Source organism: Paenibacillus aurantiacus (genome assembly GCF_042431225.1).
In the GTDB taxonomy this organism is placed as follows: Bacteria; Bacillota; Bacilli; order Paenibacillales; family Paenibacillaceae; genus Paenibacillus_Z; species Paenibacillus_Z aurantiacus.
In genome coordinates, this window is sequence record NZ_JBHMDO010000033.1 from 400,317 (window position 1) to 426,641 (window position 26,325).

General features: G+C 56.2%; 24 protein-coding genes. 7 read left to right on the forward strand and 17 right to left on the reverse strand.

The annotated features are described in order from the left end of the window. Positions 1 to 66: 66 nt before the first annotated feature. The 5 genes from ACFFSY_RS20690 to ACFFSY_RS20710 form a co-directional block, all read right to left on the reverse strand. On the reverse strand, positions 67 to 2,823 hold the full coding sequence (locus ACFFSY_RS20690; RefSeq protein ID WP_377497568.1) for an ABC transporter permease: 2,757 nt from the start codon (positions 2,821 to 2,823) through the stop codon (positions 67 to 69). Further along, positions 2,820 to 3,503: an ABC transporter ATP-binding protein gene (locus tag ACFFSY_RS20695; protein ID WP_377497570.1), complete on the reverse strand. Its 684-nt coding sequence runs from the start codon at positions 3,501 to 3,503 to the stop codon at positions 2,820 to 2,822. Before ACFFSY_RS20695 ends, ACFFSY_RS20690 begins: the two co-directional genes overlap by 4 nt. Before the next feature lie 99 nt (positions 3,504 to 3,602). Next, positions 3,603 to 4,940 carry a sensor histidine kinase gene (locus tag ACFFSY_RS20700; RefSeq protein ID WP_377497572.1) on the reverse strand — a complete coding sequence of 446 codons (1,338 nt, stop codon included), beginning with the start codon at positions 4,938 to 4,940 and terminating at the stop codon, positions 3,603 to 3,605. Then, positions 4,937 to 5,656: a winged helix-turn-helix domain-containing protein gene (locus ACFFSY_RS20705; protein ID WP_377497574.1), complete on the reverse strand. Its 720-nt coding sequence runs from the start codon at positions 5,654 to 5,656 to the stop codon at positions 4,937 to 4,939. Before ACFFSY_RS20705 ends, ACFFSY_RS20700 begins: the two co-directional genes overlap by 4 nt. A 12-nt stretch (positions 5,657 to 5,668) precedes the next feature. Further along, a complete protein-coding gene (locus ACFFSY_RS20710; RefSeq protein ID WP_377497576.1) occupies positions 5,669 to 6,211 on the reverse strand; it encodes a DUF4269 domain-containing protein in 543 nt (180 codons plus the stop codon). Between the two features lie 138 nt (positions 6,212 to 6,349). Here ACFFSY_RS20710 and ACFFSY_RS20715 point away from each other — a divergent pair, with 138 nt between their 5' ends. After that, positions 6,350 to 7,630 (forward strand): M48 family metallopeptidase, encoded by a 1,281-nt coding sequence (locus ACFFSY_RS20715; RefSeq protein ID WP_377497578.1) that lies wholly within the window; start codon positions 6,350 to 6,352, stop codon positions 7,628 to 7,630. A 194-nt stretch (positions 7,631 to 7,824) separates the two neighbouring features. On the opposite strand, the gene ACFFSY_RS20720 is transcribed toward ACFFSY_RS20715, so the two are convergent. Then, the gene (locus ACFFSY_RS20720; protein WP_377497580.1) at positions 7,825 to 8,721 is read right to left on the reverse strand and encodes an alkaline phosphatase family protein; all 897 of its coding nucleotides are present in this window, start codon (positions 8,719 to 8,721) and stop codon (positions 7,825 to 7,827) included. A 325-nt stretch (positions 8,722 to 9,046) separates the two neighbouring features. On the opposite strand from ACFFSY_RS20720, the gene ACFFSY_RS20725 reads away from it, so the two are divergent. Next, positions 9,047 to 9,901, forward strand: coding sequence for an EamA family transporter (locus tag ACFFSY_RS20725; RefSeq protein ID WP_377497582.1), 855 nt, complete (start codon positions 9,047 to 9,049; stop codon positions 9,899 to 9,901). 409 nt (positions 9,902 to 10,310) lie between these two features. Here ACFFSY_RS20725 and ACFFSY_RS20730 read toward each other — a convergent pair whose 3' ends face one another. Continuing rightward, positions 10,311 to 10,712: an NUDIX hydrolase gene (locus ACFFSY_RS20730; RefSeq protein WP_377497584.1), complete on the reverse strand. Its 402-nt coding sequence runs from the start codon at positions 10,710 to 10,712 to the stop codon at positions 10,311 to 10,313. Positions 10,713 to 10,927: 215 nt separating this feature from the next. Here ACFFSY_RS20730 and ACFFSY_RS20735 point away from each other — a divergent pair, with 215 nt between their 5' ends. Then, a complete protein-coding gene (locus ACFFSY_RS20735; RefSeq protein ID WP_377497586.1) occupies positions 10,928 to 11,935 on the forward strand; it encodes a hypothetical protein in 1,008 nt (335 codons plus the stop codon). A 77-nt stretch (positions 11,936 to 12,012) separates the two neighbouring features. On the opposite strand, the gene ACFFSY_RS20740 is transcribed toward ACFFSY_RS20735, so the two are convergent. From ACFFSY_RS20740 to ACFFSY_RS20760, 5 genes are all read right to left on the reverse strand, one after another. Further along, on the reverse strand, positions 12,013 to 12,429 hold the full coding sequence (locus ACFFSY_RS20740; protein WP_377497588.1) for a GIY-YIG nuclease family protein: 417 nt from the start codon (positions 12,427 to 12,429) through the stop codon (positions 12,013 to 12,015). 21 nt (positions 12,430 to 12,450) lie between these two features. After that, positions 12,451 to 13,227, reverse strand: a complete 777-nt coding sequence (locus ACFFSY_RS20745; protein ID WP_377497591.1) for a DUF2087 domain-containing protein — start codon at positions 13,225 to 13,227, stop codon at positions 12,451 to 12,453. Between the two features lie 122 nt (positions 13,228 to 13,349). Then, a complete protein-coding gene (locus tag ACFFSY_RS20750) occupies positions 13,350 to 13,826 on the reverse strand; it encodes a hypothetical protein (protein WP_377497593.1) in 477 nt (158 codons plus the stop codon). A 253-nt stretch (positions 13,827 to 14,079) separates the two neighbouring features. Further along, positions 14,080 to 14,688, reverse strand: coding sequence for a YIP1 family protein (locus ACFFSY_RS20755; RefSeq protein ID WP_377497595.1), 609 nt, complete (start codon positions 14,686 to 14,688; stop codon positions 14,080 to 14,082). 206 nt (positions 14,689 to 14,894) lie between these two features. After that, positions 14,895 to 15,482 carry an NAD(P)H-dependent oxidoreductase gene (locus ACFFSY_RS20760; protein WP_377497597.1) on the reverse strand — a complete coding sequence of 196 codons (588 nt, stop codon included), beginning with the start codon at positions 15,480 to 15,482 and terminating at the stop codon, positions 14,895 to 14,897. Positions 15,483 to 15,600: 118 nt separating this feature from the next. On the opposite strand from ACFFSY_RS20760, the gene ACFFSY_RS20765 reads away from it, so the two are divergent. From ACFFSY_RS20765 to ACFFSY_RS20775, 3 genes are all read left to right on the forward strand, one after another. Beyond that, the gene (locus ACFFSY_RS20765; RefSeq protein ID WP_377497599.1) at positions 15,601 to 16,059 is read left to right on the forward strand and encodes a MarR family winged helix-turn-helix transcriptional regulator; all 459 of its coding nucleotides are present in this window, start codon (positions 15,601 to 15,603) and stop codon (positions 16,057 to 16,059) included. Between the two features lie 389 nt (positions 16,060 to 16,448). Beyond that, entirely contained in the window at positions 16,449 to 17,477 is a 1,029-nt protein-coding gene (locus ACFFSY_RS20770) for a lytic polysaccharide monooxygenase (RefSeq protein WP_377497602.1), read from the forward strand. Between the two features lie 194 nt (positions 17,478 to 17,671). Next, on the forward strand, positions 17,672 to 18,004 hold the full coding sequence (locus ACFFSY_RS20775) for a DUF2512 family protein (protein WP_377497604.1): 333 nt from the start codon (positions 17,672 to 17,674) through the stop codon (positions 18,002 to 18,004). Positions 18,005 to 18,124: 120 nt separating this feature from the next. On the opposite strand, the gene thrS is transcribed toward ACFFSY_RS20775, so the two are convergent. The 5 genes from thrS to ACFFSY_RS20800 form a co-directional block, all read right to left on the reverse strand. Continuing rightward, a complete protein-coding gene (gene thrS, locus ACFFSY_RS20780; RefSeq protein ID WP_377497606.1) occupies positions 18,125 to 20,041 on the reverse strand; it encodes a threonine--tRNA ligase in 1,917 nt (638 codons plus the stop codon). Positions 20,042 to 20,448: 407 nt separating this feature from the next. Continuing rightward, entirely contained in the window at positions 20,449 to 21,708 is a 1,260-nt protein-coding gene (locus tag ACFFSY_RS20785) for an MFS transporter (RefSeq protein WP_377497608.1), read from the reverse strand. A gap of 255 nt (positions 21,709 to 21,963) precedes the next feature. Continuing rightward, a complete protein-coding gene (locus ACFFSY_RS20790; protein ID WP_377497861.1) occupies positions 21,964 to 22,230 on the reverse strand; it encodes a GNAT family N-acetyltransferase in 267 nt (88 codons plus the stop codon). A gap of 158 nt (positions 22,231 to 22,388) precedes the next feature. Next, entirely contained in the window at positions 22,389 to 23,183 is a 795-nt protein-coding gene (locus tag ACFFSY_RS20795) for a HalD/BesD family halogenase (RefSeq protein ID WP_377497610.1), read from the reverse strand. A gap of 756 nt (positions 23,184 to 23,939) precedes the next feature. Continuing rightward, positions 23,940 to 25,421, reverse strand: coding sequence for a glycosyltransferase family 2 protein (locus ACFFSY_RS20800; protein ID WP_377497612.1), 1,482 nt, complete (start codon positions 25,419 to 25,421; stop codon positions 23,940 to 23,942). A gap of 251 nt (positions 25,422 to 25,672) precedes the next feature. On the opposite strand from ACFFSY_RS20800, the gene ACFFSY_RS20805 reads away from it, so the two are divergent. After that, positions 25,673 to 26,266 (forward strand): nucleotidyltransferase family protein, encoded by a 594-nt coding sequence (locus ACFFSY_RS20805; protein ID WP_377497614.1) that lies wholly within the window; start codon positions 25,673 to 25,675, stop codon positions 26,264 to 26,266. The last annotated feature ends 59 nt before the right edge of the window (positions 26,267 to 26,325 follow it).

Below are 26,325 nucleotides of genomic sequence, written 5' to 3' on the forward strand. Positions count from 1 at the left end.
CTCACCGTTAGGTTAATAGAATTGTTATTTGGCAGGTCGTAAAGAAAACAACATGCTTGTTCTCCGCTAATTCTGTACGGATCTCATCGCTTCCGCCGGGGCTAGCCGAAGCGCCTTGCCCGCCGGTCCCCGATTAATGAGGATTGCCGCTAATAGCAGAATCGCCATGATCGGCACCAGCATGTCGGCCGGATAATGGATGGGCACCGGTTCGTCGCCTGCCCGCACGTCGGCGCTCAGGATGCGCATGAACCCATATGTGCCGCTCGATCCGATCAGCCACCCCGTAAGCAAGCCCGTTACGCCGATGAAGGCGCCTTCCAGCAAGAACAGCCAACCGATCTGCGCGCGGACAAGCCCTACGCATCGCAGCATGGAGATCTCCCTGCTCCTCTCTTGAACCGCCCGGTATTGGATGACGGACAATCCGATCAGCCCGATAAGCGCCGAGAACGAGGTGAACCCGATGAATCCGCGCAAAATTTGATCGTTCATCAGCTGTTCAGCCGCATTTTTCAAATAGGGAATCTGGACGCTCGTTACGCCTACGTCGGCCAACGCTTCGATCAGCGCATTCGCCTCCTTGGCGTCTTTTGGTTTCAGACCAAGCAGCACGAACCCGTGATAATGCTGGTTCGACCACCGGTAGCCGTATTCCCGCAGCTGCTCGTGCACAAGCGGGCTCACGTACGTCGTTTGGAATAAATAATCGGTCTGTACCTTCGAATCGGAATTATTCGCGGCGAATCCAGCGACGATGAACTCGCGCTGGCTAAGCGGCTTCTCATCGGGGGCGACCAGCGCGTCACCCTTGAAGAACCGCAGCGTGATTGACTCCCCTGCCTTCACCCGTCCGGCCGGAGCGGCGAAAGTCGACTCGCTGGCGCCGACGCGATACGAAGCGGGGAGGACGATGTAGTCGCCGCCATTGCGAACAGCCTCCCAGACGGCCTTATCGCTTGCGAACTCCGGCGCACGCTCCGTGAGCTTCAGCCCGCCGGCTTGGAGCAGCTCGGCTGTCACGGGCACGAACGATTGCGACCACTGCGCGTCCAATCGAAGCATATAAGGCTCCACGACGGTCATCCGCGTTACAAGTTCCCTGGCCGTTCCGTTCCGCTTCGCGGCTGCGAGGATCTGATCTCGTTCCTCGGCCGTCCGGTAGCCCGCGAAGCCCGGATAACCGAGCATCGTTTGGTTCGTGCGGGATGGATCGCTGTTGGTCTGAATGAGTGACCCGAGACTGACCGTGAAGGTCACGACCATCATAATAAGCGCGAATAATAGTGCAATCGTAAACGTTCGGCCCGCGTGACGGGCGGGATACTTGGTCGCGAGCAGCACGGATACGCGGGGAACGCGAATTTTGCACATGACATTGGCGAGCATAGGCGAGGCCAGCGACAGCAGCCTGAGCGCCAAGTAGACAGCCCCCAGGCAAGCCGCAAGCCAGCCGAGCAGCACGACCAGCAAGGATCGGCCCGATGGCAGCGTATTCCAGAACCATGCTTGGTAGACATGAAGGGCCATCATGACCAGGCTAGCCGCCACAGCCAACAGACTGCGAAGCTTGCGGCCTTCGCGCCGTTTGGAGCCGGGCACGCCGCGCAGCGCTTCGACGATATTCAGCTTCGCGGCCTTGCGGCCTGCCGAAAGCACGACCAATCCCTGAAAGAACAGGATGCCGGCAAACAGCGCCGCGATGCCGACAACCGGAACATGAGCTTCGATCGGAAGGCGGAATCCGCTCAAGAGCATCAGCTCCTCCGCATGGGCGCCGTAGAACAAGCGAATGATGCCGAAGCTGGCCCCAATCCCCGCTCCTACCCCGATACATACGCCTAAAGCGGAGATCAGCAGCGCTTCCGCCGCGAACACGGAGCGGATATGCGCGCGCGACAATCCGATCGCGCGCCATACGCCGTACAGCTCCCACCGGGCTTCGCCCATCATGAGGAGGATCTGCCGCAGCAGCACGAAGCTGGCCAGAACTGCCGCGCCGCATACCATGGACAGCATCAACGTTACGTCCAACCCCGATAACTTCTGCTCGGCCTCGAATTTGACGTTGGTTGATTTGAAGGGCGCTTGCTCCTCGTACTTCATCATGCCAACGTTGGAAGGCTGTTCGATCGTATTTGTGACGAAAAGGGCCGAGCTTCCCTTCGTTATCCCGGTTAACTGTTCCGCTGCCTTGAGACTTACGACGATCGTGCCGCTCGACGTTCCGTCAGGGCCGAGATAGCCGTTCAGCCCGGAAGCTACCGGCGTGCCTCTCACGGAAAACGGCCGTTTGGCGCCATCCGCCGAAGTTACCCATACCGCGTCCCCGGCTTCGATGCCAAGGGCATCGGCCATCTGGGGGTCGATGTAAGCTTCATCGTCCTTCAAGATGCCATCCGATTCATAATCCGGATCGAATTGCCGGGCTTGCGTTTCGTCGAATGCGAGCATTTGCACATTGCGCAGCAGCGGCTTCCCGGCTTCCGTCTGCTCTGAGGCCGCAACCGACAGCTGCCGGCTGATGACGGGAAGGAACCGGTATGGCGCCCCTCGCTCGAGATACAGCTTCAGTAAGTCTTCAAGCTCCGCCGTTCGAAACGAGTCCATGTTGTCCGCGGCAGGTTCGAGCACCATGTCGATCGGCCCCAGATGTGCCGCGATCCAATCGTCGCCGCTTTGCCGAACGGAGGCGTAATTGAGAAAAGAAACCGTGATCAACATCGCGCCGATCGAGCCCGCGGCGAGCGTCAGCAGCGTTTGGCGCAGCTGCTTGGCGATATTCTGCCACGCCATGCGCCACACGAGGGGAGATCGGATCATGACTCCTTCCCTCCCTCATGCAGCAGGCGCCCATTCACCATCCGCAGCGTTCGTTCCGCCCGCCGCGCCAGCCTCGGATCGTGCGTGACGATAACCAGCGTCGTGCCGAGATGGCGGTTCAGCATCTCCAGAAGCCCGACGATCTGCTCGGCCGTATCGGTATCCAGCGCTCCCGTCGGCTCGTCCGCCCACAGCAGCTCCGGCTTGCCGACGATCGCGCGGGCGATGGCGACCCGCTGATTCTGCCCGCCGGACAGCTGGCCAGGATAGTGGTTCGCCCAGTTCGCCAGTCCGACTTGGCCAAGCGCCTCGAGCGCGCGTTCTTTCGCTTCCTTCTGGCTAATCCCGGCGGCCAGCAGCGGGACGGCCGCGTTCTCCCATGCCCGCAGCACGGGGACGAGATGGTAAGATTGAAACACGAAACCCATTTTGCGCAGCCGCAGCTCGGAGAGCTTGTTCTCGCTAAGCTGGTGAATCGGCGAATCGCCAAGCCAGACCTCGCCCTCGTCCATCCGTTCGATACCTGCCAGGATATGAAGCAACGTCGTTTTCCCGCATCCGGAAGGCCCCGTGATGGCAACCGTCTCTCCTTGCGCGATTTCAAAGCTAATGCCTCTAAGCGCCCGGGTTGCGGCTTCGCCGCTGCCGAACGTTTTGCTTACTCCATTAACGCGTATCATACAGGCGCACGCTCCCTTTCGATTTCTTGTACGCCTCTAAGATTAACAAGGTCATATGCAGAGGTAATCGATAAAATATGCAGAACTGATGCAGACGGGCTAGGCGACTTCGTGCATGACGGGCAGCACGACCGAGAATGTCGTCCCCTCGCCCCACGTACTCCGGACTTCGGCCAAGCCGCCATGCGCTTCCGCGTATTGTTTGACAATGGCCAGCCCCAAGCCGAGCCCTCTCGGGGCCCCTTCCCTCGTTGCAGGCGTCATCTTCCCTCGATAGAAACGCTCGAATACGCGGGGAAGCTCCTCCTCCTCGATGCCCCATCCGTCATCCCGAATCTCGACCGTAATGAATCTTCCGGTCAATCGCGCGCTCACCTCGACGGCGCTTCTTGCATGATTCATCGCGTTGCCGGTCAAATTGACCAGGACCTGCCGGACCCGTTTCTCATCTGCATGGAGACGCAGCCTGGGCTCGCAAGCAAGCTCCAGCCGAATCCCTTCCTCCTCCGCCTGCACGCCCATCAGATCCACGATGCCGGAGAGGAAAGCGCCAACGTCGATCCACGTCTTCGCAAGCGGCAGCCTTCCCTCCTCCGCAAGCGTCAGCATCTGCATGTCCTGGGCCAGCTTGATCACGCGCAGCGTCTCTTCGTGGACCACCGCCAGCTGTGCCGGCGCCATCCCTTCGCCGGAAGCTAGCGCTTGTTCGAGGCGGGCGCGAACGACCGCAAGCGGCGTACGCAGCTCATGCGAAATATCAGCCACCATCGAACGCCGAACCGTCTCCAGGCGCACCATTTCCGCGCGTGCGTCTTCCAGCGATTGCTTCAGCCGCGCGAGATCTCGATCAAGGCTGGGACGGGACGGATGCTCATATATCGTACCGGCAGACCGCCGCTGCGCAAGCTCGGCTGCTTGAAGCAAGAGCTCGCCGAGCGCGTTCGCATTACGTCGATGATAACGCCCCATTAGGAGCATGACCGCGAACAGCGCGGCGGTTCCGGCTAGTCCCGCAATAGCCCAAGCATCCACGTCCATTAAAGGATGAGTCGAGCGGACGCCGGCGCGAACATAGGCGGCGACGTGGCCGTCCATGACGAGGGGCAGCGTCACCGTGTGATCATCCGCCCCCGCTTTCGTCGGACCTTGATAGGCAGCCACTTCCCGGCCGTTCGTATCCGTTATCGCAAGCTTGCCCTCCGCCAGCTTCGGATCGAAGGGCGCATCCTTAAGCAGCGCCTCTCGCAGCCCCTCGAATCCGCCATTGTCAGCCAAATGCTGGGCTGCATAACGCGACCAGAACAGCGCGAGCTGCCGAGCCTCTTCGTCTTCGTCTCTCGCCGTCGAAAGCACGATGCCGAAATATACGGTGACGACAGTGATGATCGCCGATAGAATCGCAGGCATGAGAACCGCGCGGTTCCCCTTGCCGCTCATCGACCCATCTCCTCATTGAATTTGTATCCTACGCCGTACACGGTAAGCACATAATCGGGATTCGACTGGTCGTCCTCCAGCTTCCGGCGCAAGTTTCGAATATGCGAATCGACCGTGCGCTCGAAGCCAAGGAAAGCCTCGCCCAGCGCTTCGTCCAGAAGCAAGGCGCGTGTGTATACGCGTCCGGGATGGGCCGCCAATTTCATGAGCAGCTTGAATTCCGTAGCCGTCAAGTCCAAAGGAACGCCTGATTTCTTGACCGCATGCCGACACGGGTAAATCGTCAGCTCCCCGCGGGACAGCACCGTTTCGACCGAAGGATCGCCTTCATCCCTTTCATCTGAATGCGAATATCGTTTCGTCCGGCGCAGAACAGCTTTCATGCGCGCATTCAGTTCGCGCAAGCCGAACGGCTTCTGGATATAATCGTCCGCCCCGATTTCCAGCGCCAGCACCTTATCGAATTCGTCCTCTTTCGCCGTGACCATAATGACCGGGATCCGCCAGCTGCGCTCATTATGCTTGCATAGATCCAATCCGGTCAGCTTGCCGTCCAGCATCCAATCGACGATCAGCAAATCGGGTTTGACCCTCTCGGCAAGCGCTACCGCTTCCGCATAAGATGGCGCGCTATGTACCGTGTATCCTTCGCTTTCCAAAAAAGGGACGCATCCTTCTAACAGTCGCCTCTCGTCCTCCGCCCATACAATGACCATCGTCTCTCCCCCTCATTCGGAATTACCCGCCAGTCCGGCTTCCTCGCCGTACCGAAGCAGCGCCTCGTACGGATCGCCGGCAAGACCGAGCGCGAGCGCAAACGCGGGCTCCGTCTTCATGCCCTGTCGTTTCAATTGCAATATTGTCTCCTTCAACCCGGGCCTAGCCGCGAGCAGCAGATGTTCGATCATCATATGGCGATAAGCATGCTGCGCCTTGACCTGGACGGGTTGACCGAACAACTCGAATTCGAACCCGTCGTATCGAAAGTTGGCCGTCACGGTTGGAACGTCTCTTACCTTGAGCTGCGCCGTCTTGAAATCCGACAGGTGGCCATATTCCCGGCAGACGATCGCTAGAAATCGTTCCGCGTCATGAACCTCCATGATGATATCCAAATCCGAGTCCTCGATATCGATACCGATGGGAATCGTGCCGCACAAGACGGGTCGATAATCGGACAGCCGTTCCAGGATGCCAAGTCGAGTGATGGCACCGTAAGTATCGATCTGCCTGGCCGTGCCCGCTCGCAAATATTCGATCGTCGTAAACATTTTGCTTCCTCCCAAGGTCTGCATCAAGGGCGATTGTTGCGTGGATCGCTCTCAAAATTTTCCTAGCCCAACAGGGATTTGTCAATCCCATGCCGAATGAATCGGAAACATCGTCACGAATCGTAAAGGATGGTAGTCATGACCTCGAAGACAGCTGCGACCCCGCACATGCAGGAGAGCGAGATTTGCCCGGCATGCGACAGCCGAATCCCGCATTATCCCCAATTTACGACTTGGTGCGAATGCGGATGGAACTTGCGTCCCTACCAGCCGGATGAAGGTACGAACCATTCCGCCAGAAAACAAGCCGCGGCCGGCAATCGCAAAGGCGAGCGCATGCTGCAGGAAATGAAAGACGTCACGTCCCGCTCCTTATCGGCGCCGGCCTGGAAGAACAAAATTGCGCTATATCTTTGCGCCTCCCTCATCCATCTCGCAACGCTTGCGATGCTCGGCATAGGCATTTGGCTAATCGTCGCAAACGTCTTCCATGCCCCGCTTCTGAGTGGGATTGGCGTGCTGCTGCTGGTGATTACGTTCCTGTCCTTCCCTTCGCTCGGCCGGATCGATCGCCGAACACTGCTCGATCGCGAACAATTCCCCGCGCTCTACGCCTTGGCGGATCGCATTGCCGATAGCCTTGGCGCCAAGCGCGTGCATGGCCTGCAAATTTCGGAAGCATTCAATGCCACATATACGGAGACGGGGTGGGGAAGGAAGAGCATCGTGACATTAGGCCTGCCCTTGATGACGATTCTCACGCCGGAAGAGAAGGTCGCGCTCATCGGCCACGAAATCGCCCACGGCGCGAACGGAGATTTAACGCGAGGCTTGTTCGTGAACACTGCATTCCGCGCGGCGGCGCAATGGTACCGATATTTGACTCCGGATCGGGACGGCGGCGGCATCTTGGCGCAGCTTACCGAGCTTACGATGCGCGGCTTGTCCCAAATTCCGTTCGCGCTTCTTCGTATCTTGTCAAGACTAAGCCACGACGATCAGCAGCGCAGCGAATATTACGCCGATGCGCTCGCTTCCCGGGCGAGCGGCGTGCAGGGGCAAGTTGGATTGACTCGCAAGCTGCATATCGCGGAATCGTTCTATAGCTGCGTGCAGCGTCATGTGCTGCAAAAGCAGGAAGGCGATTTGATGCGAATCTGGCAATCGTACGCGGAGCGAATTCCTGCCCGTGAATTCGACCGGCTGGACCGGGTTCAGCGCTTGACAGGCTCACGGCTGGATCATACGCATCCGCCAACCCCATATCGGCTGGAGCTGCTTCATGCGCTTCCCCCTTCATTGCCTGCTGTTACAGTTGGGCCAGAGGAGCACGACGCTATTTGCCTCGAACTGGCCGCGTTCCACGAGGCGGTCAATGCTCTATTGAAGGACGAGCTGATCAATCGTTTATATGCTTGATCGTCTAGGACCAATGATTAGAAAGAGCCGCATCCGCTGCGGCTCTTTCTAATTCTATGGTACGGCTCCATGCCGCTTTTCCCCTCCACAGCCAACATCTTCCGTAACCATGAACGAGCGATCTGCTGGCGATCGTGTGCGACAAAGCTTCGCATCTAAGACAAAAAAGCCGCACAATGGCGGCTTTCTAATCGTTAAGCTCGAAATAGACCTTCAGGCACGCGCGCTTCCCATTCAGCAGGCGCCTGCAGACCGAGCGCCTTCGCCACGACGGCGGCCGTATCCGTAATTTCAAACCGTTCATCAAGGTGGAACTCAGTCGCAATGCCGGGACCCGCGCAGCACCAGAAAATATGACGGTCCATCGGATGGTCGCTGCCATGATCGTTCGGATGCGCGCCGCCGCCCCCATGATCGCTGACCAGGATGATCAGGCAATCTTCCATTAACTCCTGCTCTGTTATCGCGTCCAAAATGATCCCGGTATGTTCGTCCGTCGATTCGATACTGCGCCAATGATGACCGGTATCATAACCTTCTTGATGGCCGGCCGAATCGGGCAGATCGAACTGAACGAACAATAACCTGAAATCCGGATGCGCCCGGATATAGGAGGCGGCGGTCAGCGCGATCTGACGATCTTTGCGGGTGATTCGCTGAATGCCCGCGGTCGTCGTCTCCGGCAGCCGGGCTGCTTCCTCCTCGCTCAGTTCCTCCGCCGCTGCCGTCGCTTTATGTATGCCGAGCCCCTCTTCGATAATGCCCGTATTAATCGGATCCCACGAGCTGATCGCAGCCAGCTTGGCATTCGGCTCCTGCTCCCGGATGACGCGAAAAATAGAAGGATAGGGCGAGTCGCCGGCATACGTTTTCTTTGCGGCGATGTCGTTCGTCAAGCGATGCTTCTCGGGCGCTACCCCGTGCAGCAATGAACCCCAGCACTGCGCGCTGATCGTCGGCATGACCGTCTGCGCCTCGTAACCGATAACTCCTCTGTCAGCGATTGCGTCCAACCTTGGCGTTCGCGCCTTCTGCACGAAATTGCCTGCACCATCCCATCCGATAATGACGACACGTTTACACGCTCCCATGAATGACGCCTCCCGTACGATTTATGGCTATCATACGCCCAGGCGAAGCTGATCGTCAACACAAAAACAACCAATAACACATTTCCATTTTGTCTGAAGTATGAGTATCCTCCGTTCAAGACAATGGCGACTAATCTATAAATCATTGATATTTCAAGTGATTTTCATTCCTGCCTTCCTGTTGAGACCTGTCCGATCTGGGGGGACTTCCACTCCCATGTTAAAATAAGTTGGTTTTAGTTGCTTTTATGTTGACTTTGTAAACGGACGGTTTTATGCTGAACGTACGCAATTCAGCATCGGAATCAACAAGGAGATGATCGCCGTGTTAGTCGCCATTTTGCTCGTACTTAGCTCCGGGCTTGCGCATGCCGTCTGGAATCTGTTCACCAAGAGAAGCCACAATAAGCAGGTGTTTCTCTGGCTTATCCATATTACATCCGCAATTATGCTGCTCCCTTTGTTCCTGATTGAGCTTACGCGCGCCTCTATCCCTACGGAAGGATGGCTGTTCATCGGTCTGTCCGCCCTGTTCCAGATCGGCTACGGCCTGCTGCTGCCGCAAACCTACCGTTTCGGCGACATGTCTCAGATGTATCCGATCATGCGCGGAACCGGCGCCCTCTTCGTGCCGATCCTCAGCGTGTGGATCTACCGGGAATCGCTGTCGTTCGCGGGCTGGCTGGGCGTCTGCTGCATCGTCGCCGGCTTGTTCGCGATCAGCGGCGTGACGCAGCGTCGCAACGCCGCTAACTCGGATTACCGGAAGCTGCTGCTCGCGCTCGCCGTCGGCTGCTGCATCACCGGATACGTGATGACCGACAAAATGGTGCTGAACTGGATTTCGCCCGTGTCGCTGATCGAGCTTAGCAACCTCGCTTATGTGCTCGCCCTGCTCCCCGCCGTGCTCAAGTCTCGCGGCATCCGCCGCGAATGGACCGCTAACCGGAGCACGATTTTGCTCGGTACGATTTTCTCGCCCGGCTCTTATCTGTTGTTCCTGCTGGCGATGACGCTGGCCCCGCTGTCGCATCTTGCGCCTATCCGCGAGATCGGAACCGTATTCGGCACATTATTCGGCATCTATTGGCTGAAAGAGAAAGCCGGTCGCTCCCGGATTCTCATGTCCGCCGTCATCACTGCCGGCATTCTCGTGATCGGAGTATGGGGCGGTTCATAGACCATGCCATCTGCGCCAAGCACTCTGGCTGCATTCTGTGGCCAGCCCAGGTTGAACGGTCTTAGCGCTTGAAGTCGAGAATTTATGTTGCGAAGCAAATAAGCGAACGAAAAAGCGGATCGGCCATGCTGGCCGGTCCGCTTCCTCGATCGGTATGCTTTTCGCCGCTAACGCGCACTTGCCAGCCGCTCAATCTCGCTAAGCATGTAAGCGGCAAAAGCGCGAAGCTGTTCTACGGTCGGCGTAATCGCTTCCGCCCCGTTGCTATCCGTATACGCGTTGACAAAATACCGCGCGATATCGCGCTGCTCATACGACAGCTGAGCAGACTCCCGCTCGCCGCCCGCCTTCTTCTACGGGACCGCGCCTTCCTCCAAATCGATGTGCACCGGCGCAGATTAAGCGTCAGTTAGAGCAGCAGACCATCCTGCTTCAGCTGATCGAACAACAGCTGGCTTGCCTGCGATACCCGTTCGCGGTCCGCGTAGGTCAACCAGACGATCTCCTCAATCTCCGAGGCGGGCTGCAGCTCGCCTTCCACGTCGGCGGCATAACACGTCAGTCTGACTTGCACGCCAGCTGGTTTGCCGTCGGCTTGTGCCTCGTACGTGCCGTAATACCGAATCGTCTCCGGCCGGATGCGCACGGTTAATTCTTCCTCGATTTCCCGGATCAACGCTTCGGCATCCGTTTCGCCCGGTTCTCTCTTCCCGCCCGGTATGTAATAGATCGCTTTCCCGATTGATCTCGCACCCAGCAGTCTGCCCTCCGATACACGAACCCAAGCAATTTTATCGATCAATGTTGTCACGCTTGCATCCTCCAGTCGCCAAATGTGATTCCATTATTATAACGCAAACGGGCAGCCCGGCCTAACGTGGCTGAGAAGCAGGGTTTTGCCATACAAGCAACCAGCGCCGGAAACTTTTTTTGAGACGACATCGCTTCACAATCGACAAATTTTGATATAATGAACGTAATCTTGAAGATCGATACTCTATGAGAGAAAACGAGGTTCCTCCGCCCATGTCGTTCTCCAATTATCTCACTCCCGAAGAGCTTCGCGCTTTGCTTATCGAAGAAGCTTCCGATCTTGTCAACGCGATGACTTCTTCCTCCCCTGCGCCAAGCGATGGCTATAGCGTTAGGCTAACCTTGTCGCAGCGCATCGAGAAGCTCGAAGGCGAGGTCGCCCGCTTGAACGAAATCTTGACCGCCCTTCAACAAGCGGCCGCAACCGAAGGCAGTCAGCCCTCCTCTCCTCCCGAAGATGATTGGGCAGCTGCCGCTATCGACTACGACGAATCGACATTGCAGGCGCAGCCGTCGCCTGCAGCTGTGTCACCAGAGTCCAACGCGGGAGCCGTGGAACTTGACACTGGTTCCGCGCAACAAGAGCGCGACCCGGAACTCGCTTTTATCATCCGGCAGGCTCTAACTCGAAGTACACCACCCGACGCTCTTGAATCCAGTCCGCTATCAGAGGACCCAACCAGCGTTCAGCCAGAGACGGAGCCGCTATCGGATGACTCGAACAGTGCTGAGCTCGAACTGGAGCTTCTCTCGGAGAATCAGACCGGCGCCCAACCCGAGCCAGAGCTTCTTGTAGAAGACCTGAGCGGCGTCAAGTTTGAATTGGAGCCGCTATCGGCGGACCCGAGCAGCACCCAGCCTGAATCTGAGCCATTCGCGGCGGACCTGAGCGGCGCCACGCCTGAGTCAAATCCGCTAACGGCTGACCTGCTCAGCGCCCCGACTGAATCGGACCCGGCGCTTCAGTCAGCAATGCAAGCAGAAGACGCCGCGAACGACTTGGAAGCTGAACAAGCCGACGAGGACCTTGCCGAACCGCATACGGAAGCCGAGGAAGCTTCCACAATGCCGACACAGACGATCGGAACGAACGACAGCGCCGAAACACTCTCGATATCCTGGCGCTACCGCGACAATGTTAGCCTCACGCCTCGCTCCCAGCGTCACCCGAAATCGCAATCCTGGCTAGCCAAGTTAGGATCCAGATGGAGACGCTCATAAGGAGCAGCCTCAGGGTAAGTTGAGACGGTCGAACGCCAATACGAATGGCCGCGCGGTTCATCCGCGCGGCCGTTTCGTCATCGTTCATTGTATCCTTCCGGAATATAGCTGTTCATCTTCTCGATCCAGATTTTCTCCCGCTTCGCCGCTGCCTTCCGGTAATCGCGGATTTTTTGCGTCGCAAGGTCCGGCGACTCGGCTTGAAAGACGTCTTTATAATCGAACGTTAATTTGTCCTTCGTCTCGATTCGCTCAAGCACTTCAAATTCGAAGGCACCTGGCCCGAATTCGTTCCAATCCGCTTGCAGGAGCTTGTTGCCGTGCAACCCTGTCTCAAGCCCGAACAGCTCGCGGTTCCAAGCGCCTTCCAAATTTGCCGATGCCCCGATCAACCGGCGCCCGTTCACTTTGTTGGTAATCGAGAATACGCCCATCTGCCGTTCTTTCTCCTGATAGCTCTGGATGAGCTGCTTGCGCTGTTCTTTCTTGTTCATAGCACCTGTTCCTTTCGCTTCTTATCCTTTCAGCCAATACGAGCTGCCATCGTCTGTCCGGTCCAAGTAACCATACTCGATCAAATAGCGCCGCAGCGTCACGTAATCCTCATCCCAGAACGGCTTCAGCCGCTCGTTGATTTCCTTCTCCGAATAACGGCGTCCCGCTTCGAATTTGGAGGAGAGATGGCGCAGAATCGCGATTTTCTTCTTCTCCTTGCGCGGGAACGATTCCAGCGGCCCGTCAGGCCCTTTCGGCAAATACTGCTTCAGCAGCTTCTCGTAGTCGTCCTCGGTAATCGCGTACCTCTCGTCCACCTGTGTCGCGGTCCTGTGGATCGGGACAAAACGCGGCGCTTCCGCGGAAACGCCAGTCTCCATTAATTCCATGACGGCCAGCAGCAGCTTCGCCTGCTTCGCCTTCTCCTTCAGGACGAAGCGGTGGTTGCGAATCGTCGAAGCGCTGCCGGAGCCCGCGCGTTTCACGATCTCGGCGTCCGACAAGCCGGAGGCGAAGTCGCGAATGAGCTCTTTCTGCAAATCCGTCAAGCCCGTCGCTTTCTTGTCCAGTCCAAGCAGATATGCGAGCATGGAACCATGAACGGCTTCGAGATGGTGCCGAGCCATTTTGCTCGCTTCGTACATGCGGTCGTCATGACCCGCCACCCGGTATACGACCCCCTCCTCGTACGTCTCCCCGCAGACAAGGCAGCTGTACGACCGCGTCGCTTCGTCAAATAAATATCCCCGCTTCAAATCCTCCAGACCGGCCGACCAAAAACGCTCATTCAGCTCCATATCTAAACACTCCAAATATTCGTTTGTTATTAATATAAACAATATACTATAACGTTTATAAAATTTCAATAACCCAACTGCAATTAACCCAGTTATTCCGCCATACGCCCATCACTCGAGACTTACGAAGCCAGCATCGCGACGATACCGCTGCTACCGAATAAAGCGATCGGCAGCAGCAGGCTCTTCAGAACGCTTAACCCGCCGAAACGGCCGCCGGCAGCGGCCAATCCCGTGTCCACGGCGAAGAAAATCGCCGCCGCCAGGAGACTTACCGTCCCGAGCACAATACCGAATATGAGATGCAGCGCTGCGCTGATACACAATCGCAGTGTCGAACTTCTACTTACCGAGCGAGGTACGATGCGTCTGCTGATCAGCTCGCTCACTATCGAAGAGAACGTGCCGTATATAAACACGGCCGGCCAGGCATACACAATAACGAATGTGATCCCAAACGCGAAATCACGCACATACGCCCCCTCCTCTTGCCGAGCATTTGCGTCCAGAAACGCAACCAGCATGACGAGCACGCACGATGAGATCGTTGCGCTGACCATTTTTCGCGAGATCAGTAATCCCCAAGCTCCCCTATCCATTAACATCCTCCTCATGCGAACTTCCTTCTCCATGAATATGAGTCGTTACCTGATGGAGCTCTCTCTCCACTTTAGTCCATTTCCCAATAACAAGAAACCCCATCCTCCTCTGGATGGGGTTCAATCAGACCTAAGCGTGCATTAGTTGAAGCTCAGCGTAATCCACATTCAAGTCCTTGGCGCACCAGTTCGGTACCGCGACGACCAGATCATGGTTCTGCCCGATGCTTGCAGCCTTTCGCGATCGAAGGCGCTACAGACTGATGAACAGAATAATGGCCGTTGCGACAAGCACTATCACAATGGTTAACAATAGTCCGGCGATGATGCCGCAGAGCAGCGACTTCCACACGCTGAACCGATGCGCTTCCGCAATGGAGAGAATCCCCAGTCCAATCATCCAAATGCTTAGCACGATGGACAGCCCCCCGAAGAGCAGACTGAGCAGGCTTCCTCCTGGAGTCATCAGATTAGGAATGCTCACGACGGCTGCCAATATCGCAGGCATATAGTTACCTCGCAGGATGGCCGTTCGGATCTCCCAGGATTGCCCTTGGCCACCGATCCAGCCGCCGACTTTGGCGATCAGCCAGCCGAAGAAATAGACGCCGATGATGCCGCCGATGCCGCCGGAGACCATGGCCGCGATGGCCAGCGCAACTGGCGGTATGTCTTGCAGCCGGGGGTTGGTCGAATACTCAATGATAGCGCTAATAATGCCCGCTACCATCGATAGCGGTACGAGATTGCGAAGCGGCTGGGGGGATTCAAGATAAGCGCGAATCGTCGCGCGCGGCCGGATCCAGATCGCAAGCCATGGGTTAAGCGTGCCCGTCCGCGGGCCTGAAGAATGTTGTTCCACGCGTCGTTCTCCTCACGATGATAGGTATAGTGACTCAGTCCATCTTAAACATTCCGAGTAAGATATGCAATCCGCTCTCGAAGAACTACGCGACGGAGCGCTTGCGGTTTCGGCTGTTAAGATGGAAATTTCTATCGAGAAGAAAGACGCGAGGCGGCAACAGGGAGCGAGCTTATGCGCGGTGCGGTCAGCAGAGCCGACAACGATTAATTGGCGACGGCTTTGAAATAACGATAGACCTTATCCAGCTTCTCCTTCTGTCTTCCCTTCGGACTTTCCATGCTGCCGAATTCGAAAAATTTGACCCGCTTCATCCCGACGAAGCCGAATAGCGCGCGCCGCATCAGCACTTTATGGGCATTGTTCAACCACAGCAGCGGATAATTCGCAGGGCCTTTCATCGTCGACACGCAGACGACTGATTTGCCTTTCAGCAACCCCTCGGGGAACAGTCCCTTCTTGTCGCGATAGGCGAAGCCCGAAGCGAACATCTGATCAATGAATCCGAGCAGCATCGCCGGCGGCCTTCCCCACCAAATCGGATAGATGAGCACGATTTTGTCCGCCCAGCGCAATTGTTCGCGATACTTTGCTAGCCTGGGGTCGGCATGCATATCCCGCCTGCGTTTCTCCTCGTTGAACACGAGCACGGGATCGAACTTGTCGGCGTACAAATCCGCCACTTGCACCTCGCGGATCGCCGGATTGTCGCCCATCCCCCTCAGTACCTGCTGCAGGAAAGCGTAGCTCAAACTCTGATGATTCGGATGCGTGAAAATAACGAGAACGTTCATGCTTCCACCCCTTTAGTTATCAAATGGTAACTAAAAGCTATCACGCCCTCTAATTAGTTGTCAATTGATAATTGTATCATGACAACAAATTTGCTACTGTGTTCATGAGGTGATCCGATTGCAGCAAGCATTATTCCAACTTATTGTGCAATTCGTAACGAACGTCCACCAAGCGTCGAACGATTTGTCCAGAGCGGTACAGCTCGAAGACGTCACGCCCGTCCAATATAAAATACTCGAATTCATTAAGGTAGGTCAGCCGGTTACGCTTAGTCAGATCAGCGACTGTCTGCAGATGTCCATGCCTAATACGAGCCGGGAACTCCGCAAATTAAGCGAGAAGGATCTGTGCGGCAAGGCCTCCGACGCCGAAGACCGCCGGAAGCAATGGATTCGTCTAACAACTAAAGGCGAAGCGATGATGAATCACGCGTTCGCCTGTATGGAAGCGAGCTTCGAGGATCGCATCCGCGAGTTGAGCGATGCCGAGCTGGGGGAAGTCGTCTCCGCGATCGAGCTGCTTCAAGCCAAGGTATTCGGCCCCAATTCGGCCAATTCGGATAATTCGCGCCAGTAGCCGGCATATCTCCATTGCGAAACACTTGGAACTGTCGCTCGCTGTTTCGCCCCTTTGCCTCCCCCCATATCGCTCTCCCTATTAACCCCTCTCTCGATAACGAACGGCGGTATCTAATCTGGATAGCATGCCGCCCGAACCATCCTATCTGTTGTCAGATCCGCCCCATGAAAAAACGCGAGATTTCGGCGTGCGCATTGAAATCTGTAATAAATAGTTAATTTGTATAAAATGTTGTAATTGTGGGAAGGCGTAAAGGTGAGCTATGATTATAGAGCAACAAATTGTATCAACCTTTCAACCATTTAGGAAGGGAGGTGAACATCTTCTAATTCATATTTGGAAGCGCTTACTGCTTGTCCAATCCAAATTACTAAGGAGGAAGATGGATGACGATTAGTTTGCCGAATCAATTATTTTGGAGAAGAATGGCTGTTGTAGGTGGAACAATGCTATTAATGGCGGTGCTCTCGCTTATTATGGTGCAGAAAGCTTCCGCGCATGGTTATGTCGACTCCCCTGCAAGCCGCGCCATTCAGTGCAAGAACGGCACGAACGTCGACTGCGGCTCCATCGTCTACGAGCCGCAGAGCTTGGAAGCGCCTAAGGGCTGGCCGAATGCCGGTCCGGCTGATGGCAAAATCGCGAGCGCGGGCGGCGCTTTCCCGAAACTCGACGAGCAATCGGCAACGCGCTGGAACAAAGTCAACATCCAAGCAGGTCCTAAGCAATTCACGTGGAAGCTGACCGCAGCCCACGCAACGGCAAGCTGGAAGTACTATATTACGAAAGACGGCTGGAACCAAAACGCCCCACTCACCCGCGACTCCTTCAACCTGACGCCATTCTGCACCGAGCTGAAGAATGGTACTCAGCCTCCATTCACGTACACGAGCAACTGCAACGTTCCTGCCAAATCCGGGTATCATGTCATTCTTGCCGTATGGGAAATCGCCGACACGGCCAATGCCTTCTACAACGTAATCGACGTTAACTTCACAGGCGGCACGACGCCAACGCTCGGCACGCCGACAGGCTTGACGGCTTCCGGCATCACGAACACAAGCGCTACGCTGTCTTGGAATGCCGTATCCGGCGCGACGGGCTACGAAATCTACCGTAACAACAGCCTGGTTGGCACTTCGACGACTACCTCCTTCACGAACACAGGTCTGTCATCGGGCACGACGTACGCCTATTCGGTCAGAGCGACCAATAGCAGCGGCGCCTCGAACTTATCAGCCGAGCTATCCGTCACCACGACCGGAACGTCAACCCCGACTTATCCGGCATGGAGTTCATCGACCGTCTATGTTGGCGGCAACAAAGTCAGCTATAACGGCAAAAATTACGAAGCCAAATGGTGGACCCAAGGCGAAACGCCAGGGGTAGCCGACGTTTGGAAGCTTATCCCTTAATTCGCGCATAGCCGAAAGACGGACCCGGAGGCAGCTCCGGGTCTTTTTCTGCATGCCCGTAAGGCGTGCTTCTACGAACCATCGCCCCGTTCTTGCTCGTCATGGGGCAAGGTTGCATTTGTGGCGAAAACATGTTTAAAAGGAAGGCCGATGCGGCAACTTAAGAGCAAACATGGTAAAGGAGCCGCCTGCACATGTCGAAATTCGTGTTCAAATGGTTGGTTAACGGCGCGATCGTCATCGCCCTGCTCATGTATTACACCGAGGCTACCTTAACGGAAGCCGCGCTTGCCGCGACCGGACTTACGGTAGTCGCCTATCTGATCGGCGATCAGCTCCTATTGCGCAAGACGAATAATACGATCGCGACCGTCGCCGATTTCGTTCTCGCCATGGCGTATCTCTACGTCGTCGCGGATTATCTGGACTGGAATCTCACGATGAGTGAAGCATTCTTTATTTCGCTCATGCTCGGGGCGTTCGAGTTTGTCTTTCACCGGTACATGCTTCGAGAAGAAGCCTACTAATACAACCGAATCGCGTGAGCGCGCATGCGAAAAGGGGAAGCCTCTCTGGCTTCCCCTTTCCACGTCTGCCGTTAGCCAAGCAGCGGAATGCCGCGTTCGCGGCAAATCCGGTTATTTCGTTCATCGCTTGGCTGCCGCCTCTTCCCGCAGCATGTCGACGAAAGCCGAGACGTCCAATGCGAAGCTGTCTTCCGAGCCGCGCTTGCGGATCGAGACCTCCCCCGAGGTCGCTTCTTGCTCGCCGACGATAACCAGGTAGGGCACCTTCTGCAGCCGTGCTTCGCGTATTTTGTATCCGAGCTTCTCGCCCCGGCCGTCGACCGCAGTCCGAACGCCTGCTTCCGATAGCGTTCGCTTGACGTGCTGCGCATAGTCCGCATACCGATCCGACACCGGCAAAATCTTGACCTGTACCGGCGCCAGCCACACCGGGAAGGCGCCTGCGTAATGCTCAGTCAGAATGCCGATGAACCGGTCGATCGAGCCGTAGACGGCGCGGTGGATAACGACGGGACGATGCTTGCCGTTATCCTCTCCGACATACGTAAGATCGAATTTCTCCGGCATCTGGAAGTCCAGCTGAATCGTGCCGCACTGCCAGCTACGCTTGAGCGCGTCTTGAATGTGGAAGTCGATCTTCGGGCCGTAGAACGCGCCGTCGCCTTCGTTCAACCGGTATGCGATGCCGCGGCTCTCGAGCACGTCGCGAAGCGATTGCTCAGCTTGCGCCCACAGCTCATCCGAGCCCATCGAATCGTCAGGCCGCGTCGACAGCTCGATCTCGTACGAGAAGCCGAATACGCCGTACATGTAATCAATCAAATCGATGACGCGGCCGATTTCCGCTTCGATCTGCTCCGGCAGGACGAACAAATGCGCGTCATCCTGGCAGAAAGTCCGAACCCTCGTCATGCCCCCGAGCGCGCCGGAGAATTCGTGTCGGTGCACCTGCCCGAACTCGGACAGCCGGATCGGCAGCTCCCGATAGGAATGCCGGCGGTCTTTGTAGATGAGCATATGCCCCGGGCAATTCATCGGCTTGAGCGCATATTTGGTGTCGTCCACGTTCGTGAAATACATGTTGTCCTTGTAATGGTCCCAATGTCCGGATTGCTCCCAAATCCGGTTGTTCATCATGAGCGGCGTGCGCACTTCCTCGTAATCCAGCTTCCGCTGCACCTCGCGGGCGAAATTCTCGAGCTCCGTACGGAGGGTCATGCCATTGGCCAGGTAGAAAGGCATACCAGGCGCTTCCTCCGAGAACATGAACAGCGCCAGTTCCTTGCCAAGCTTGCGGTGATCGCGCTTGCGTGCTTCCTCCAACATGCGCAGGTGGTCATCAAGCGCGGATTTCTTCGTGAACGCGGTGCCGTATACGCGCTGCAGCATGTTGTTTCTCGCATCGCCCCGCCAGTACGCGCCGGCTACGCTCATTAGCTTGAACGCCTTGATCCGGCCGGTCGAAGGCAGATGAGGCCCGCGGCATAGGTCCGTGAATTCGCCTTGCGTATACAGCGTGATCACCGCATCCTTGCTCAAACCATGAATGAGCTCGAGCTTATAAGGTTCGTCGCGTTCGGCGAACAGGCTTATTGCTTCCTCTCTGCTGACCGCACGGCGGTCGATCTGCAAATTCTCCTGCACGATTCGCTCCATCTCTTGCTCGATGCGAGACAGGTCGTCGGCTGAAAGCGGCTTCTCCAACTCTACGTCGTAATAAAAACCGTGCTCGATCACCGGACCGATCGCCAGCTTCACCGCCTGATCGCCATATAGCCGCTTGAGCGCCTGTGCCAACACGTGCGCGGCAGAGTGCCGATGAATCTCTTCCCCTTCCGGCGAATCCATCGTTATGATTTCCACAAGGCAATCCGGGGCAATCGTCTGGTTCAGATCCGTCAGCATGCCGTCGATTTTCCCTGCGATTGCCTGCTTGGCAAGTCCTGTGCCGATCGCCGCCGCGACTTGCGCTAGCGTGGTCGTTCGTTCAAACCCCCTGCTTGTTCCATCTGGCATCGTTACGTTGATCTTCTCCATGATTAAGCCTCCGTTTCCTTGATATTAGATGTGTGTGAACGCAAAAAAACGCATCTCGTCCGGAAAGGGACGAGATGCGCTTAAGCTCGTGGTTCCACCCTAATTCGACCTTCGGCGCGCTGACGGCGACGACTTGCATCGAGGCGGGCGGCTTCAGATCCTTCATTGGCATCCGGTAACGGGGACGAGTCGGCGGCTTATACTGCCGTATTCGTCTCGGCGACGAACCGGGTTCCAAGCTGCGGCTGCAAAGGGGTAACTCCGCACTCGGCACTGAAGAGGCTCGCAGCAATCGCCTCTCTCTCTGGGCAGCCCGGCATGGGAATCTTGTCTTTGGTCATTGCCTGATGAATATGGTCTTTATCTTACACAGCGGTTTTCACGAAAGTCAAGCGATTCCCAAAAATTCATTCTGGTTCCGCGTTTCGCAAGCGGCGGCCATGGCTGCGATATAGCGCTGCGATTGGCGCCATCAGCGCCGCGGAAGCAAGCAGCGATGCCCGGATCGTATATCGGCTGCCGATCCAGCCGACGATCGGTCCTCCTGCCGTCTGGCCGAGCGCATCCGACTGCCCCATCATCGAGAGCACGGTCGCGCGGGTACGGCTCTCCAGGAACCGATTCAGCCAGGCAGCGGAGATCGGACCAGACAACGTGCGCAGCGCATCATGGACGAGAATCGCCGCAATCGCCCATGCGTATCCTGGCGCTAACGCGAACAAGATGACAGCTCCAATTCGAACGACAGTCAACAACATCAGCGCTCGCACCGTCGCAGGACTATTCGCTATATCTAGGCGGTTCTCCGCATAACGAAGCAGCGGAATGGCCAATAAAGTCGAGAGCATGGCGAGAATCCCGACCCATGCAGCCTCCGGCCAACGGGCAGGCAAACCGATCTCGAGCATGAGATGCGCTTGCCATAGGCGGTCGTAACCCTCAGACGCGGCGCCGCTTAGCAGCGTGACGCCCAACATGGCCATCAGGACAGGCTGGCGTCGAACGATGCGCACTCCTGTCAGCCACGTTTCTCGTACGCCGAGCCAATAGGCATTATGACCTATCCGTCGATCCGGCTTGTCGAACCCCGTCTCGGGCATTCGAGCGAGGAGGAAGGCGCCAAGCAGCACGTAGAGCGCGCCTCCGGCCAAATACGGATAATTCGCGCCCGCCATCGAGAGAAGAACGCTAAACGGAATGCCGATCAGCGAACCGGCCAACCCGTACCGACCTGCGCGCAAGAACAAGGGGCCGGCGTTCGATTCGCCGACCTCGTCCGCGATCCACGCGGCGTCTGCGCCGCTAATGAAGGTAGCGCCGATGCCGTAGAACAATTGGCCGATAAGGAGCCAAACGAATGCGCTCATCCATGGATTCGCCTGGCCGAGCCAGATGGCGCTTCCTTCCAGCAGAAAACCGATACCCAGCACGAACATACCGGTTACGATAGATTTGCGACGTCCATGCAAATCCGCAAGCACGCCGGTTATGCCTTCGAATAGCAGCACGGTCAGCTCTAACACCATGCCGATGAGCAGCAGTTCAAGCGGCGAAAGACCTAAGGCCAGGACCTGGTATATGGCATAAGTCGTAAACATGATGGAATTCGCCAGCGCGGCGAAGAACGAGATGGCCAGAAAAACGCGTGAAGCAAAAATGTTACCCATAGGATGAATACCTCTCCTTTAATCAGGCGGCGGCATGCATCCCCTTCGCGAATGTCCAATTTCTATGATGCCGTTACATCGCGATATGGTTGGCTCTGCCGCTGACTTCAACGATTTGAATAAATGCGGGTGCGGCAAGCAGATTGGAATTGGACATGTGAATCAACCTCCTAGTTTGGTTACGCTCATTATAACCGCCAGCGGCAGCGTTCGGCTGGTAACGGACGGCTATAGTCAAACTCTCCAGGCCCGACGTCAAGTCAAAGTTTTGAATAGAAAAACGGCATGCTTCTTCTCGGCGTAATACCGGTACACCGGCTCTGCTTCCGGATCGCCCAATCGCGAATCGTCACGTGCATATCCGAGCTTCTCGTAATAGCGAATATTCGCCGGATTGCCCGTCATGAGCGAGATCAGCGTGCATCCTTTGCCGCTTGCAGACAGTTCGAAGGCCGCCAATAGCCGTGCGCCCGTGCCAGTCCTCCGATGCGACTCGCGAACGAAACTCTCCCATCCTTCCAGCTGATTGCGATAGTAAGATTATAGGGAAGACGGGGCGATTCGCCTAGTCGCGAAAGACACGAATTACGTTGCAGCCTGCACCTCCCGGAACTCAAAAAAAGCAGCGTCCTGTCGAAAAAGGACAACTGCTTTTGTTGGAGCGAAGCGGCGAAAGAAGCCTAATGGCCGCTCGCGATGACGGCTTCCTGGCCGCTCTTAATCTCGCTTTCCCAGATCTGCTCCATCGTCTCGTGGGAGATTTCTTTCTGAAAATCCTCCTCCGACGCATACGTAAAGACGATTACAGTCCTCCGGGAAGGACCGGTAAGCGGACTGATCCGATGCAGCGTCGTGTTGGCCTTCATCAAGTAGCAGTGGCCTTGCGGAATGTAGACGCGGTTCGTCTCGTGCGTATCGAGTATCTTTTGCACGCAATTCGCTTTGTCGTCGCGGTCCCATTCCGTCTTCGGAATGAACTCGACCCACGCGCCGTCACCTTCCGCCGGAGCTTCAACGATCCAGATCAGCGCGAACGTGTAATCGTCCCAATGCCAGCCGTGGGTGTCGCCCGTGGATTGCTGACTGTTGATAATATACTCCTCCGGCTCGTAAGGAACGGGGAGCAACGGATTGCCGGCATTGATCTCGGTCAAGAAACGCTTGATCGGCTCAGAGGCGAAGAATGCCGGAATATATCGGCCATGCTCGGCGATCGCTTGTCTGCCCGCGCTGCTGAAATAACGAGGCGTGTTGCCGGTTTCCTTGATATGGAGCTCGCGGCGCAACCCATGCTGCCCGAGCAGAAGAAGCGCCTCCTCCTGCATCGCATCGCGCAGATGATCCGGCAGCAGGCAGTCGAATATCACCATGTCCCGTTCGCCGAACAATCGCTGAAGCGCTTCCTTTTTCTGCGACTCAAGCCCGTTCAGATGGGCTTCCACGGCTTCGTCAAACGATTGTTGCATGTTCATCATATCCCTCTTTTCTCCAATGTATGTTCGTACAACTTCGCCATCCGTTTACCACCGGATTTTACGTTTCTGGTAAAGTTAACACCTACTTCCATCATCGATTTATTTCTACCAATTATTATGTTAATAGCTATTAGTTTACAGGTCAACCCAAAAAAAGAACCGGAAACAATCATCCCTTGTAGAGAACGACTGCTTGCGGTCTGCGGACCTATTAACGACATCGGCGTGATCAGAAAAGCACGTTAATCACGTATGTTTTGTTGTGTATTTTCGGCTAGTTCTCGTCTAATTACGTCAGCCAGGGCGAGCGCCTCATCATGAGAACGGACGAAAATGCCGCCGACGTCCTTCCGCCCGAAGCCGCCCAGCCTCGCCGCGATCTCGCCCAGATTTCGGGAGTCGAACGACTTCCAAGCGATATGGCCGATGTTGACCACATATGCATCGTTCTTGCGATAACTCTAGCCGCTGGACGACCTCCCGTTCTCCGCCGATCAACTACGCAAGCAGTGCAGCATGTTCGCGCAGCGCATGCTCCGACTCCAGAACCTGATGATCTCGTCGTCCATATTCCCCTGGCAAGCGCGAACGAGGCAGGACGTCAAGTCGCCGAAATTTCGCCGGATCGCGTCGATTTGCGAATCTTGCGCCTGCAGCGGGTGTCACAATCCGCGCGTTGAATGCCGCACGCTGACAACCGCCAACAGCGAAGAAGACCGCCCTGTCAGGCGATCTTCTGCTTGATCTTGATTTCGCTTACTCCGCTCCGGTCTGCGAAGCGGTTATCGGCACCCGCTCAACGTGCTCGTTCTTGGTGCGTTTCTCTACAAGCGCATCCGCTTTGGTCGGCGGTCCTTTCAGTTCCAGCACGCGGGTCGATTCGATCTTAGCCAACTCGGTTACCGCGAGCTTATTGGCGGAGGCCGACTTGCGGATCAGCTCGTAATCCGACCAATGCTGGCCGTCGAGCCAATTGACGACTGAATTGTATTCGTCGGTAAAGAGAAGGACGACGCGCCGGGCGATTCGCGACGCTTCCTTCAGCAGGCGCATGGCGAAGCGGCCGGGGAAAGCGCGAATGTAGTCCGTAATAATGACGGTATCGAATGCTTTGTCCTCAAAAGGCGTATGCATGCCCAGCAAATAATGCATGCGCACGCCGGGCAGCTTACGGCCAAGCGGACCGATGACGTTCGGATTTTGCAAGAAGACGTCGGTCACGCCTGCCCCTTCGATAAAATAGGCAAGATCAGAACCGATCAGCGCGGAACGTTGTTCGCCCAGAATCGTCTCCCGGAGCCCCTGCAGCAGCTCGCTGCTATATCCTGGCACGATTTCCATAAGCGACAACGAATGAAAGCGGGCGAGCACGTGATTATAATACGGGCCCGGATAAAGCTGGAAAAACTCCGTATCGAATTCGTACCGTTTTTGATGCTGCAGCATCAAGTTCTTGCCGTTGTTGATCCGTTTGTTGATGACCTCTTTCACAGATGCTTCCGTCGGGGTGAAATGCGGCAGATGCAGCGCCGGCGCTTCGCTGTCCGCGATAATCCGCGCGCCTAGCTTGTACAGTCTGTAAGAGAGATCGGTATCTTCCGCTCCCCAGCCGAGGAAAGCTTCGTCGAACCCGCCGGCTTCCTGCACGAATGCCCGGTTCACCGTATAGCAGCCGGACCAGCCGAGCGTCCAAGGAGCAGCGAGCTTGTTCAGATCATGATCCGCCAATTGGAACAAGCCTTCCCGGTTGTCGAGCCACTCCGGCAACTTCAGCAGCTGCTGCGTAATCTCGGCCATATTGTCCGGCGTCAACTCGTCCAAGATAGCTAGATCGTGTTTGCCCGGCTCCACCCACATGCCCATCATGTAATGATAAATATTCAGCTTGGGGTGAGCATGCTCGTCCATAAGACGGTACAAATTGCGGACGAAATGGCTTGGGATCAGCATGCTCGTATCCAGAAACATAACCATCTCGCCAATGCTCTCCGCAAGTCCGAGATTGCGGGCGCGCGAACGGCAAGAACGTTCGTCGCGCGCGCGATACACATACTTCAAGTGCCGGATGCGGCGGCGGTATGATTCATACACCGCCTTCGTTCCATCCTCCGAGCCGTCGTCGACGATAATCGTTTCGTACGTGTCCGGATCGACGTCCTTTTGCGCGGCAATGTAATCCAGCGTGATCGCAAGCAGTTTGTCCCGGTTATAGGCCGGGATAATAATCGAAAGTTTCATCATTCACCTCGTTTAGTTGATCATGCGCCTTGATCTTGCGCGTAGTACGATTCTTCGTCCTCCTCACATTTATGGTACGCCCTTCCTTATTTTACTGAAAAGAGGGGCGATAAACTACCCTTTATCCGTCGATTTTTGCTAGAATCTAGTATTTTTTTCAAGGACCGCATCGTTGGAAAGGACTAGTTATCTCATCTCTATTATGCTAGGATGGGAACATACATTCTCGATTCTCACTTAGGGAGATTACGATGCGAGATGAACGATGGATCACAGCACTTATTGAAGACGATCATTGGATGATGGACATCTTGAGAACGGTTCAATTACTGAACCTGCCTGACTGCTGGGTATGCGCAGGTTTTGTCCGGGCTAAAGTATGGGATGCGCTTCATGGATACGAGACGCGAACGCCGCTGCCGGATATCGACGTCGTCTATTTCGATTCAGCATGCCTGGAAGAGCAAGCGGAGAAACAACTAGAAGCCCGCCTGGCCGAGCTGCAACCTGGACAACCATGGTCAGTGAAGAACGAAGCGCGGATGCATTTGGTCGGCGGCCTGCCGCCCTATACGTCCACCGAAGACGCCGTTTCGAATTTCCCCGAGACCGCAACCGCGCTAGCCGTCCGGCTGAACGCGGAAGGCCGCGTCGTCTTGTCTGCTCCATGGGGCGTTCAAGATCTCCTCGATCTGAGCGTGCGTCCGACGCCTCTCGTTCGGTGGAGCGAGGAACGGCTGCGCGTCTTCGCAGAGCGCGTCGCCAAGAAGAATTGGAAGGCAGTATGGCCGCGAATTACGGTCGAAATTCCATTGTCGGCAGACAGGATACGTGCCGAGGACTGATATGTGCTCATGACGATACAAGCCCGCGGCTTCCGCCACGGGCTTGTCGTGTCGCGAGA